This is a genomic window from Dermabacter sp. HFH0086 (assembly GCF_000413375.1).
GTDB classification, from domain to species: Bacteria; Actinomycetota; Actinomycetes; order Actinomycetales; family Dermabacteraceae; genus Dermabacter; species Dermabacter hominis.
This window is the reverse complement of the sequence record NZ_KE340308.1, coordinates 1,896,836-1,909,155: the sequence shown is the minus strand read 5'-3', so window position 1 is coordinate 1,909,155 and position 12,320 is coordinate 1,896,836. Positions and strand designations below refer to the sequence as shown.

10 protein-coding genes are annotated in these 12,320 nt (G+C 62.2%); 9 read left to right on the top strand and 1 reads right to left on the bottom strand.

What is annotated here, in order from left to right; all coding sequences use genetic code 11:
• Positions 1 to 74 precede the first annotated feature (74 nt).
• Positions 75 to 548 carry a YbhB/YbcL family Raf kinase inhibitor-like protein gene (locus HMPREF1484_RS08415; protein ID WP_016664616.1) on the top strand — a complete coding sequence of 158 codons (474 nt, stop codon included), beginning with the start codon at positions 75 to 77 and terminating at the stop codon, positions 546 to 548.
• A gap of 9 nt (positions 549 to 557) precedes the next feature.
• Here the strand turns inward: HMPREF1484_RS08415 and HMPREF1484_RS08410 are convergent, their stop codons facing one another.
• Positions 558 to 1,250 carry an MBL fold metallo-hydrolase gene (locus HMPREF1484_RS08410; protein ID WP_016664615.1) on the bottom strand — a complete coding sequence of 231 codons (693 nt, stop codon included), beginning with the start codon at positions 1,248 to 1,250 and terminating at the stop codon, positions 558 to 560.
• 50 nt (positions 1,251 to 1,300) lie between these two features.
• Here HMPREF1484_RS08410 and uvrA point away from each other — a divergent pair, with 50 nt between their 5' ends.
• The 8 genes from uvrA to tpiA all read left to right on the top strand — a co-directional run bounded on the left by uvrA (position 1,301) and on the right by tpiA (position 12,273).
• A complete protein-coding gene (uvrA, locus tag HMPREF1484_RS08405; RefSeq protein WP_016664614.1) occupies positions 1,301 to 4,135 on the top strand; it encodes an excinuclease ABC subunit UvrA in 2,835 nt (944 codons plus the stop codon).
• Complete coding sequence (gene uvrC / locus HMPREF1484_RS08400) at positions 4,135 to 6,051, top strand: excinuclease ABC subunit UvrC (RefSeq protein ID WP_016664613.1); 1,917 nt, start codon at positions 4,135 to 4,137, stop codon at positions 6,049 to 6,051. The genes uvrA and uvrC overlap by 1 nt, the downstream gene beginning before the upstream one ends.
• Before the next feature lie 13 nt (positions 6,052 to 6,064).
• Positions 6,065 to 6,967 (top strand): RNase adapter RapZ, encoded by a 903-nt coding sequence (gene rapZ, locus HMPREF1484_RS08395; RefSeq protein ID WP_070458847.1) that lies wholly within the window; start codon positions 6,065 to 6,067, stop codon positions 6,965 to 6,967.
• A 42-nt stretch (positions 6,968 to 7,009) separates the two neighbouring features.
• Entirely contained in the window at positions 7,010 to 7,990 is a 981-nt protein-coding gene (yvcK, locus tag HMPREF1484_RS08390; protein WP_040386554.1) for a uridine diphosphate-N-acetylglucosamine-binding protein YvcK, read from the top strand.
• 1 nt (position 7,991) lies between these two features.
• The gene (whiA, locus tag HMPREF1484_RS08385; RefSeq protein ID WP_016664610.1) at positions 7,992 to 8,975 is read left to right on the top strand and encodes a DNA-binding protein WhiA; all 984 of its coding nucleotides are present in this window, start codon (positions 7,992 to 7,994) and stop codon (positions 8,973 to 8,975) included.
• A gap of 164 nt (positions 8,976 to 9,139) precedes the next feature.
• Entirely contained in the window at positions 9,140 to 10,144 is a 1,005-nt protein-coding gene (gene gap / locus HMPREF1484_RS08380; protein ID WP_016664609.1) for a type I glyceraldehyde-3-phosphate dehydrogenase, read from the top strand.
• A 147-nt stretch (positions 10,145 to 10,291) separates the two neighbouring features.
• Positions 10,292 to 11,488, top strand: coding sequence for a phosphoglycerate kinase (pgk, locus tag HMPREF1484_RS08375; protein WP_016664608.1), 1,197 nt, complete (start codon positions 10,292 to 10,294; stop codon positions 11,486 to 11,488).
• 2 nt (positions 11,489 to 11,490) lie between these two features.
• A complete protein-coding gene (tpiA, locus tag HMPREF1484_RS08370) occupies positions 11,491 to 12,273 on the top strand; it encodes a triose-phosphate isomerase (protein ID WP_016664607.1) in 783 nt (260 codons plus the stop codon).
• The last annotated feature ends 47 nt before the right edge of the window (positions 12,274 to 12,320 follow it).

Genomic DNA, 12,320 nt, shown 5'->3' with positions numbered 1-12,320 from the left:
GGCGAGTACGATGTCCGGATTACTCCGTGCAGCGCCGCTCGGCTCCCACAAATCGACCGTATGCAAGGAGACCCATGCGTATTACCACTCAAGCTTTTGGCGAGGGCGAGACAATTCCCGTGCGTTTTGCCGAGCACGCCGCGGGTGGCGACAATCTCCACCCCGACCTCTCGTGGACTGACGCCCCCGAGGGGACGCGGTCGTTCGCTCTCACCGTTTTCGACCCGGATGCTCCCACGGGCTCGGGCTTCTGGCACTGGATCGCCTTCGATGTCCCCGCAAGCATGGCAGGTCTTGCCGAGGGGGAGAGCCTGCCCGAGGCGGCCCGTGAATGGGCGAACGACTACGGCTTTTCAGGTTACGGCGGACCGTGCCCACCCGAAGGGCGCGTACACCGCTACATCCATACCGTGCACGCACTCTCAGTCGAGAAACTCGAGATTTCCGAAGAAGTTACGCAGGCCCAGGTTCGTTTCGCGATCTTTGCGAACCAACTCGACTCGGCGAGCCTCACCGGTAGGTTCAAACTCACCGGCAGCGCCAACTAGGGGGGCGACTCACCAGCCGCGCTCGCGCCACTCGGCAAGATGCGGGCGCTCGGCACCAATCGTGGTGTCCTCGCCGTGCCCCGGATACACCCACGTTTCGTCCGGCAAAACATCGAAGAGGCGCTCTTCGACATCGTTGAGCAGCGAGGTGAAGCGCTCAGAATCACCGCGTGTGGCGCCCACGCCGCCCGGAAAAAGGGAGTCGCCGGTAAACACGTGGGTGCCGTCGGCCTGCCCCCAGTAGATCGCGGCCACCGATCCGGGAGTGTGGCCGCGAAGTGCGACGATCTCGAGATCGTTCACGCCGACTCTGATGGTGTCGCCGTTCTTCAGCGGAACATCCGTCGGCGTCGGGATCTCCGGGGCGTCCTTGGCACCCGCGAAAGTTTTTGCCTGGGTCGCAGCGCGCACCTGCGCGAGTGCGCCAACGTGATCGTGGTGCGAGTGAGTCGTGAGGATCGAGTCGAGGCGGGAAGTGGGGGAGCCCTCCCTGATGAGGCGCATGAGACGCGGGGCATCGGCCGCGGCGTCGATCAGGAGCTGGGCGCCCGAGACCCTGCACGTGAGAAGGTACGCATTGTTATCGAGGGGGCCGACGGAGGCTTTGCGAATGACGAGCGAGCCGAGAGTTCGCACGTCGCTTTCCCCGCCGCTCGTGACGCTGCCCGTGTACTGATTTTTGAGGGTGCTCATGCTCACCATGCTACGGCGAGCACCTTCGCTTTTCAGAAGCGGCTCCTAGAATTGTCCAGGTGACTGATGCATTGATTGTGCGCGGTGCGCGCGAACACAACCTCAAGAACGTCGACCTCGAGATCCCCCGCAATGCGCTCGTGGTGTTTTCTGGGCTTTCCGGCTCGGGAAAGTCCTCTCTTGCCTTCGATACGATTTTTGCCGAAGGGCAGCGCCGATACGTCGAGTCCCTCTCAAGCTACGCGAGGCAGTTCCTCGGCCAGATGGACAAGCCGAAAGTCGAGTTTATCGAGGGGCTTTCGCCCGCAGTGTCGATCGACCAGAAGTCGACGAACCGCAACCCGCGCTCGACCGTTGGCACGATCACGGAAATTCATGACTACCTGCGTTTGCTCTATGCGCGCACGGGCGTGCAGCACTGCCCGACGTGCGGGGCTGAGATTTCTTCTCAGAGCGCAGAGCAAATGGTCGATGCTCTTCTTGCCTATCCCGAAGGTACGCGTTTCCAGCTTCTTGCGCCCGTCATTAAGGGCCGCAAAGGCGAACACACCGACCTTTTGAGCTCCCTTCAATCACAGGGCTTCTCCCGTGCACGCATTGACGGCGAGGTGATGCGTCTGTCGGAGGACATCTCGCTCGCGAAAACGAAGAAGCACACGATCGAGGTCATCGTTGATCGTCTTGCGGTGAAGAGCGGTTCGCGCACGCGACTAACGGACTCGGTGGAAACCGCGACCCGGCTTGCGGGCGGCGTTGTCATCGCTGACTTCGTGGATGAACCTGAGGGCTCGCCCGAGCGCACGCGCCGATTTTCTGAGAAGCGCGCGTGCCCCAACGAGCATCCTCTCGAGCTCGAAGAAATCGAGCCGCGGTCGTTCTCCTTTAACGCCCCCTACGGCGCGTGTCCCGAATGTGCGGGTATCGGCACGCGACTTGAAATCGACCCGGACCTCGTGATCCCTGATGAATCGGCGACGCTCGCGGAAGGGGCGATTGCGCCGTGGACCCTCGGCAGCGCCGACCACCACCAGCAGGTGATGAGTGCCCTTGCGAGCGAGCTTGGGTTCTCGATGGACACGCCGTGGAAGGATCTCCCGGACGACGCCAAGGACGCTCTTCTCAACGGACACAATTTCAAAGTGCACGTGCGCTACCGCAACCGGTTCGGGCGCGAGCGCCGCTATTCGACAGGCTTTGAGGGAGTCATGTACTACCTCAAGCGCCGTCACGAGGACACCGAATCCGATTGGGCCCGCGAACGCTACGAGCAGTTCATGCGTCACGCGCCGTGCCCCGCGTGCCAGGGTCGCAGGCTTCGCCCCGAAGTCCTGTCCATCACCATCGGTGGAAAGTCGATCGCCGAGTTCTCGGATCTTCCGATTGGCGAGGCGAAGGCCTTCCTCGAGGGCGTCGAGTTCTCCTCGCGTGACCTCGTGATTGCCGACGAGATTCTCCGCGAAATCCACGCACGGCTCGGCTTCCTCGTCGACGTGGGACTGAACTACCTCAACCTCTCGCGTGCCGCCGGAACCCTGTCCGGGGGAGAGGCACAGCGCATCCGCCTCGCTACTCAGATCGGCTCGGGCCTCGTGGGAGTTTTGTACGTGCTCGATGAGCCATCGATCGGGCTCCACCAGCGCGATAACCAGAGGCTCATCCACACCCTCGTTCGGCTTCGCGACCTCGGCAATACCCTCATCGTTGTCGAGCACGATGAGGACACGCTCCGCACGGCTGACTGGATCGTCGATATCGGCCCCAACGCCGGCGAGTACGGCGGCGAGGTTGTGTATTCGGGCGCGTACGAGGGGCTCCTCGAGGAGTCCCGCTCTATCACCGGGCAGTACCTGAGTGGTGAGCGCACGATCGATGTGCCGAAAGAGCGCCGGAAGGTGGACCCCGGTCGTGTGCTGAAGGTCGTGAATGCGCGCGAAAACAACCTTCAGGGTGTGAATGTGACGGTGCCGCTGGGCCTATTCACCGCCGTGACGGGAGTGTCCGGATCCGGCAAGTCGACTCTCGTCAACGACATTCTTTACCGTGTGCTCGCGAAGAACCTCAACCGCGCTCGCGTCGTCCCCGGCCGACATACGCGCGTTGAAGGCCTCGAGCACCTCGATAAGGTCGTCCACGTCGACCAGTCCCCGATCGGCCGTACGCCGCGCTCGAATCCGGCCACGTATACGGGGGTTTGGGATCGCATTCGTACCCTCTTTGCTCAAACGAGCGAGGCGAAGGTGCGCGGTTACAAGGCCGGACGCTTCTCGTTCAACGTCAAGGGCGGGCGATGCGAGAACTGCGCCGGTGACGGAACGATCAAGATCGAGATGAACTTCCTTCCGGACGTGTACGTGAAGTGCGAGGTGTGCCATGGCGCACGCTACAACTCAGAAACACTCCAGGTGCGTTTCAAAGGCAAGAACGTGGCCGAGGTGCTCGACATGCCGATCTCGGAGGCCGTCGAGTTTTTCGAGGCGGTTCCCGCCATCCACCGTCAGTTGTCGACGCTTGTCGAGGTTGGTCTCGGGTATTTGCGGCTCGGGCAGTCCGCGACGACGCTCTCGGGCGGCGAAGCACAGCGCGTGAAGCTCGCTGCCGAACTGCACAAGCGCTCGAAGGGCCGGACGATTTACGTGCTGGACGAGCCGACGACCGGCTTGCACTTCGAGGACATTAAAAAACTCCTTTCGGTGCTTCAGGGACTCGTGGACAAGGGCAACTCGGTCGTCGTGATCGAACACAATCTGGACGTGATTAAGAGCGCCGACTACCTCATCGACCTCGGTCCGGAGGGCGGCAGCGGAGGCGGCCGCGTGATCGCGACCGGCACGCCCGAAGACGTCGCGAAGGTCGACGAGTCGTTCACGGGGCAGTTCCTGCGGGAGCTCCTGTAATGGCGGATCCGGCGACGTACCGGCCGGCGCCGGGGTCTATTCCGACGGATCCTGGCGTCTACCGGTTCCTCGACCCCGATTCGAGGGTCATCTACGTGGGCAAGGCGAAGAATCTTCGCCAAAGGCTCGGCAACTATTTTCAGGATCTCGCGAACCTCCACCCGCGCACCCAGAAAATGGTGACCACCGCAAGCCAGGTGCAGTGGACGGTCGTCACGAGCGATGTCGAGGCACTCACGCTCGAATACACCTGGATCAAGGAATTTGATCCGCGCTTCAACGTGAAGTTCCGCGATGACAAGTCGTACCCGTTCCTCGTCGTGACGATGGGTAATCAGGTGCCGCGCGCGATGATCACGCGCAAAGAGCGCCACAAAACGGATCGTTCCTTTGGTCCGTACGCTCACGTGTGGGCCATTCGCGAAACTCTCGACCTGCTATTGCGAGTCTTTCCCGTGCGAACGTGCACCCAGGGCGTGTACAACCGTGCGGAACGCTCGGGCAGGCCGTGCCTACTCGGCTTCATTGGCAAATGCGCCGCGCCGTGCGTAGGCAACGTAAGCATCGAGGAGCACCGAGCACTCGCCGAAAACCTCGTGGCGTTTATGGACGGCAATACCGGGGCTTTTGTTCGCGAACGGCGCACCAAAATGAAGGAAGCTGCCGCCGCGCTGGACTACGAGGCCGCAGCCCGATATCGCGACGACCTTGCCGCGCTCGAAAAGGTCATGGAAAAAAACTCGGTGGTGCTTGCAGATGCGACCGACGCCGATCTCGTCGCCCTCGAACTCGACGAGCTCGAGGCAAGCGTGCAGGTCTTTCACGTGAGAGGCGGGCGTATCCGGGGTCAACGAGGGTGGGTTGCCGAGCTCTTGGATGATTCAAGCCCGGCTGAGCTCATGGAACGGGCGCTCACGCAGCTCTACGAGGGGACCGATACACGCGCCCCGCACGAGATTCTCGTGACACACATGCCGTCCCGTCCTGATGAGATTCGAGCGCTCCTTAACCGTCAAAGCATCGATATACGGGTGCCCCAGCGGGGTGAAAAGAAAGCGCTTCTTGAGACGGTAAGCGCAAATGCGAAAGAAGCCATGCGACTCGGGAAACTGCGCCGGACAGGCGACCTCACCTCCCGTTCCAAAGCGCTCGAGGATCTCGGCGAAGCGCTCGATATGGAAGACGCGCCGCTGCGCATCGAATGCTTCGACATCTCGCATTCGCAGGGCACAAACGTCGTCGGCTCGATGGTCGTGTTCGAAGACGGTCTCCCACGCAAGAGCGAGTACCGCCGTTTCTCGATCTCCGGGGACGCAGCGCGTGATGACACGGCGAGCATGCAGGACGTGCTGCGTCGACGGCTTCGCCACCACCTCGAGCAGAAGGAAGCCCGGGCAAACGGTGACGTGGTTGATCCGTCCGCGACTCGATTCGCGTACCCGCCGAACCTCATCATCGTTGACGGTGGCTTACCTCAGGTCAATGCCGCCAAACGCGTCATGGATGAACTGGGTATCACCGATGTTGCCCTGATCGGCATCGCTAAGCGTCTCGAGGAAGTGTGGCTGCCCGATGAGGACTACCCGCTCATTCTTCCGCGCACATCCGAAGCGCTCTTTCTCATCCAGCGCCTGCGCGACGAAGCACACCGCTTTGCCATCACGTTTCACCGCTCCAAACGAGGCCGCTCGATGCACGAAAGCGTGCTCGATGAGATCCCCGGCCTGGGGCCCAGTCGGCGACGTGCGCTCCTCGACCGTTTCACGACCGTCGACGCGATTCGCAAGGCGCGCGTCGAGGACCTCGAAGGCGTCCCTGGAATTGGCCCTGCACTCGCGGCGAATATCCACGCCGCACTACAATCCGAAGAGCGGGCCCCCGCGGTGAACATGACGACGGGAGAGATTCTTGAGTGAGAACAAGCAAGAGCTGGGCAACGGTGAGACAGAGCAGCCGTCGGACCAGAGCGGTATCGCCCCGGAAATCGTGATCATCACGGGGCTTGCGGGTGCAGGCAGGGAGACTGCCGCCCATGCTCTCGAAGACATGGGCTGGTACGTCGTGTACAACATCGCGCCGCAACTTATCCGCACCCTGTTCGACCTTCAGTCTCAGGCCGTCGGCCGCGCCAATCGCTTCGCCGTCGTTACCGACCCGCGTTCCGGCCCCTTCTTCAATGACCTTCCCGAAGTTATCCAGGACCTCCGGAAACAGGAAGTGCGCACGCGCCTCGTGTTCCTCAGCGCCGATCAGAACACGCTCGTGCGCCGGTTCGACTCGGTTCGACGCCCCCACCCTCTCCAGGGCGAGGAGGGCGTGCTCGAAGGGATCCGCCGCGAACGAGAGCAGCTTGCTCCGCTGCGACGGATGGCCGATATCGTCATCGACACCTCGCCGCTGAACGTCCACCAGCTCTCGATGCGCATGCGCAAGGAGTTCGGCAAAGGGGACGACCACACCGTGACTGTCAACGTCATGAGCTTCGGCTTTAAATACGGCATTCCCATCGAATCGGACTACGTTGCCGACGTGCGATTTCTTCCGAACCCGTACTGGGTGCCGGAGCTTCGCGACAAGCGCGGCATCGATAGCGAGGTTGCCGACTACGTTTTGGAGCAAGCGAACGCGAAGGAATTCATCAGTCGTTACGTCGAGATGTTGATTCCCGTACTGCGCGGCTACCGCGAGGAGAACAAGCAATTCGCTGCCGTCGCCATCGGTTGTACGGGAGGTAAGCACCGCTCCGTTGCGGTCGCGGAGACCATCGGCGATGAGCTTCGAAAGCTTGGCTACCCGGTGCGCGTGCGCCACCGCGATCTCGGCAGAGAGTAAAGCGCCGTGAACGCCAATGTCCCGAGGCGTACGTCCTCGCTCATGCCCACGCCCCTGCGTTCGCGCACGCGGGGGCCCAAAGTGGTGGCCTTTGGCGGCGGTCACGGCCTATCAGCGAGTCTTAACGCGCTGCGCCACCTCACGCGTGATCTCACCGCAGTGGTGACCGTGGCGGACAACGGCGGTTCCTCGGGCCGGCTACGCGCCGAGCTCCCGATCCTCCCGCCCGGTGACCTCCGCATGGCGCTTTCGGCCCTGTGCGAGGACTCGGAATGGGGAGTGACGTGGCGCGATGTCGTGCAGCATCGCTTCACCTCGGACGGTGAGATCAACGGCCACTCGCTCGGAAACCTTCTCATCGTCGCCCTCTGGCAGCTACTCGACAATCCCATCGCCGCACTCGACTACGTCGGTGAACTCCTTGGTACTTCCGGTCGTGTTCTTCCGATGGCGCTCGAGCCTCTCGATATCGAGGCGCTCGTATCTTTCCCGGGCGAAGAACTTCGCACGATCCGCGGCCAGGCGGATGTCGCCGCCACCACCGGCCACGTCGAGGACCTGCGTATCATTCCGCCCGAACCTCAGATCGCACGCGAGGTGCTCGACTCGATCGAAGAGGCCGAATGGCTCGTGATCGGTCCCGGTAGCTGGTACACCTCCGTCCTCCCACACGTGAAGATCGCTGAACTACGTGACGCCATTACGCACACGAACGCACGCAAAGTGCTGACGATGAACCTCGCTGCGGGGCGCTCGGAAACCGTCGGCCTCACGAGCACTGATCTGCTTGCCATCGTGTGCGACGCAGCCCCTGAGCTCCGATTCAATGCGCTCGTAGCCGATCCTTCCGTCGAACGCGACGGTGGAAAGGCCCTCGTTACCGCCGCCCACGACCGTGGAATCGACGTTCTCATGCGCACGGTATCCACGAATGACGGAACCCCCACTCACGATCCGCTTCGACTCGCGACCGCGTATCGCGACGTGTTTAATGGCGTTTTCACCCACCCATGGAAGGACTGAAATGGCCCTGACTGCCGATGTCAAGGAGGAGCTTTCCCACCTCGACGTGACTCGCGTGAGCGCACGTAAAGCCGAGGTGGCGACCCTTTTGCGCTTCGCGGGAGGTCTCCACCTCGTGGGTGGCCGGGTGTCGATTGAGGCCGAACTCGACCAGTCGGCGAGTGCCCGCCGACTCAAGACCTACGTCGCCGATCTCTACGGGCACCCGAGCGAAGTCACCGTCCTCGCTGCGTCGGGGATCCGGCGCTCGACGCGCTACATCGTGCGCGTGCTCTCCGATGGCGCGATCTTTGCGAAACAAACCGGCCTTCTCGATGCGCGTTCGAGGCCCGTACGAGGCCTGCCGCCGCTCGTCGTTGGCGGGAGCACAGAGGATCAGGCTGCTGCATGGCGAGGAGCTTTCCTCGCTCACGGAAGTCTCACCGAACCAGGCCGAAGTGCCGCGCTTGAACTCACGTGCCCCGGCTCCGAGGTCGCACTCGCGATGGTGGGATCGGCCCGGAGGCTCGGCATCCAAGCGAAATCGAAAGAAGTACGCGGGACAGACCGCGTGGTGATTCGCGACGGCGAAGCAATCGGTCACATGCTCGCGCTCATGGGTGCCGAAAAAACTGCGGCGCTTTGGAACGACAAGCGCTCAAAGCGGGAAGTACGGGCGACCGCAAACCGTCTCGCCAATTTTGACGATGCAAATCTGCGCCGGTCGGCGCGTGCCGCCGTTGCCGCAGGCGCCCGCGTCGAAAGGGCGATCGAAATTCTCGGCGACGACATTCCCGATCACTTGCGTGCCGCAGGTCTTCTCCGCCTCGAACACCGTCAGGCAAGTCTCGAGGAACTCGGCCAGCTCGCCGATCCGCCCATGACCAAGGACGCCGTGGCAGGGAGGATCCGTCGGCTTCTCGCCCTCGCTGATAAAACTGCCGAGGAACGCGGCATTCCTGGAACCGAGGCAAACCTTGGTCCCGAAATGTTAGATGCGGAATAAAAAAGCGCGCTGAGCCGCTTGTGGCTCCCCAGGTTCCTATGAGCCTCGCATCACAATGTTGATAGAATCGAGCTAACCCGCACACGCGGGATCCATGCGTACAAGGAGGTGCGCGAAGCCCAGTCCCACACGGCGGAAACGCCGCCGTGCACCAAGGAGGAACTGTGACCGTAAAGGTTGGTATTAACGGATTCGGTCGTATCGGCCGTAACTTCGCGCGCGCTGCATTCGAGCAGGGCGCCGACATCGAGATCGTTGCTGTCAACGACCTCACCGACACCAAGACCCTCTCGCACCTCGTGAAGTACGACTCGATCCTCGGCCGTTTCGACGGCTCTGTCGAGTCCACCGAGGATTCGATCACCATCGACGGCAAGTCGATCAAGGTGTTCTCGGAAAAGGATCCGGCTGCTATCGATTGGGCCTCGGTTGGCGCTGAGGTCGTCGTTGAGTCGACCGGTCTCTTCACCGATGCTGAGAAGGCCAAGGCTCACCTCGGCGATACCGTCAAGAAGGTCATCATCTCGGCCCCCGGCAAGAACGTTGACGCAACCTTCGTCGTTGGCGTGAACGAGGGCGACTACGACGCTGAGAACCATCACGTGGTCTCGAACGCCTCGTGCACGACCAACTGCCTCGCCCCGCTCGCAAAGGTTCTCAACGATGAATTCGGCATCGTCAAGGGCCTCATGACGACGGTGCACGCGTACACGGGTGACCAGCGCATCCTCGATGCGCCCCACAAGGACCTGCGCCGCGCTCGCGCCGCAGCCCTCAACATCATCCCCACGAAGACCGGCGCCGCTGCTGCTGTTGCTCTCGTGCTCCCCGAGCTCAAGGGCAAGTTCGACGGTTACGCGCTCCGCGTTCCCACGCCGACCGGCTCGGTCGTGGACCTCACCTTCGAGGCTGAGCGCGAGGTTTCCGTCGAGGAGATCAACGCTGCCGTGAAGAAGGCCGCAGAGGGCCCGCTCAAGGGCGTTCTCGCCTACACCGAGGATCCGATCGTCTCGAAGGACATCGAGACCGATCCGCACAGCTCGATCTTCGATGCCGGCTGCACCAAGGTCATCGGCAACCAGGTCAAGGTCGTGTCGTGGTACGACAACGAGTGGGGTTACTCGAACCGCCTCGTTGACCTGACCGTCCTTATGGGCGAGAAGCTCTGATTCTCCCCTCCGCTCACTCTTGAGTACCTCAACGAAGGGTCCGCGTCACGGCACCGCTGTGGGCGCGGGCCCTTCGTCCACCTGGGGCTGAAAGGCTCCACCGGGGTGCGCAATCGCCACCCCGCCCTTTTTATGAGGATGTGACCCATGCTTAAGACCATCGATTCACTCGGCGATCTCGCCGGCAAGCGCGTTCTCGTACGCGCCGATCTCAACGTTCCACTCGACGGCACGACCATCACGGATGATGGCCGTATTCGTGCTTCGCTGCCGACCATCAATGCTCTTCGCGAGAAGGGTGCGCGTGTCATTGTGACCGCTCACCTCGGCCGTCCCAAGGGCGCGCCGGATCCCAAGTTCTCCCTCAAGCCCGCCGTGGATCGACTGAGCGAGCTCCTCGAGGCGCCGGTCGCGTTTGCGACGGATACCGTTGGCGAGAGCGCCAAGCAGACGGTCGAAAGCCTCGGTGACGGCGATGTGGCCGTTCTCGAAAACGTCCGCTTCAACGCCGGCGAAACGAGCAAGGATCAGGCAGAGCGCGAAGCCTTCGCGAAGGAACTCGCTTCGCTCGCCGATGCGTTCGTGTCTGACGGTTTCGGTGTTGTCCACCGCAAGCAGGCGTCCGTGTACGACGTGGCTAAGCTCCTGCCGGCTGCGGCGGGTTCGCTCGTCGAAAAGGAGGTCGCGTCGCTTCGCAAGGTGACCGATGAGCCGGCACGCCCGTTCGTCGTGATTCTCGGCGGCTCGAAGGTTTCCGACAAGCTCGGCGTGATTGACAATCTCCTCGGCAAGGCCGACCGCCTCCTCATCGGCGGCGGCATGAGCTACACCTTCCAGAAGGCCCTTGGCCACGAGGTAGGCAAGTCGCTCCTTGAAGAAGACCAGGTGGAGACGGTGAAGGGCTACCTCAAGCGCGCCGAGGAATCGGGCGTCGAGATCGTCCTTCCGGTCGACAACGTCGTGTCCGAAAACTTCGGGCCGGACGGCCCCGCCGACGTCGTTCCCTCGAGCGACATCCCTGCGAACAAGGAAGGTCTCGACATCGGTCCGAAGACCCGCGAGCTGTTCGCCTCGAAGCTCGGCGATGCCGGCACGGTCTTCTGGAACGGCCCGATGGGCGTATTCGAGTTTGAACTCTACGCAGACGGCACCAAAGCTATCGCCGAAGCCCTCGCCGAATGCTCGGGCTACACGGTCGTGGGTGGCGGCGATTCCGCGTCCGCGATCCGCAATCTCGGCTTCGACGAAGCGCGCTACTCGCACATTTCCACCGGTGGCGGTGCGAGCCTCGAACTTATCGAGGGCAAGGAGCTGCCGGGTATCGCCATTCTTGAGGAGAAGTGATCATGACTCGTACCCCGCTTATTGCAGGCAACTGGAAGATGAACCTCACCTACATCGAGGCTCAGGCGCTCCTTGAGGACCTCGTCGAGAACCTCAAGGAAGCCGGCCACAAGACCGATGCCGTCGAGGTTGCTGTTCTTCCTCCGTTTGTTGACATCCGCACTGTTCAGACTGTTCTCGATGGTTCGGGTTCCGGGATTGTGTACGGCGGTCAGGACATTTCCGAGCACGAATCTGGCGCGTACACGGGCGAAGTCTCGGGCGCGATGCTCAAGGCTCTCGGTGCAACCTACGCAGCTGTTGGCCACTCGGAGCGCCGGCAGTACCACGGCGAGACCGAGCAGGTGACCAATGCCAAGGTCAAGGCTGCACTCGCGAACGATCTTTCGCCGATTCTCTGCGTAGGCGAGCCGCTCGAGGAGCGCAAGGCCGGTAAGCACGTCGAATACACCCTCGCGCAGGTCGAAGGTGGCATCGAAGGCCTCTCGGCCGAGGACGTCAAGAAGATCGTCATTGCCTACGAGCCCGTGTGGGCGATCGGCACCGGCGAAGTCGCGACGAGCGAAGACGCGCAGGAAGTGTGCCGCGAGATCCGCGATCTGCTCCGTACGAAGTTCGGCGACGAGGTTGCCGATTCGGTGCGCGTGCTCTACGGCGGCTCCGTGAAGTCCTCCTCGATTGTTGACCTCATGCAGCAGGCTGACGTTGACGGTGCACTCGTTGGTGGTGCATCGCTCAAGGCCGATGAGTTCGCGAAGATCGCCACCTACAACGTCGCTGATTGATTTCCCTCACGAAGTGATAACCTCGCTACGCGGCTCGGCCTTAGGCT

Coding starts and splice junctions, on each gene's coding strand:
- pgk (WP_016664608.1), top strand. CDS start 10,292: ATGCTTAAGACCATCGATTCACTCGGCGATCTCGCCGGCAAGCGCGTT.
- uvrC (WP_016664613.1), top strand. CDS start 4,135: ATGGCGGATCCGGCGACGTACCGGCCGGCGCCGGGGTCTATTCCGACG.
- yvcK (WP_040386554.1), top strand. CDS start 7,010: ATGCCCACGCCCCTGCGTTCGCGCACGCGGGGGCCCAAAGTGGTGGCC.
- tpiA (WP_016664607.1), top strand. CDS start 11,491: ATGACTCGTACCCCGCTTATTGCAGGCAACTGGAAGATGAACCTCACC.
- HMPREF1484_RS08415 (WP_016664616.1), top strand. CDS start 75: ATGCGTATTACCACTCAAGCTTTTGGCGAGGGCGAGACAATTCCCGTG.
- whiA (WP_016664610.1), top strand. CDS start 7,992: ATGGCCCTGACTGCCGATGTCAAGGAGGAGCTTTCCCACCTCGACGTG.
- HMPREF1484_RS08410 (WP_016664615.1), bottom strand. CDS start 1,250: ATGGTGAGCATGAGCACCCTCAAAAATCAGTACACGGGCAGCGTCACG.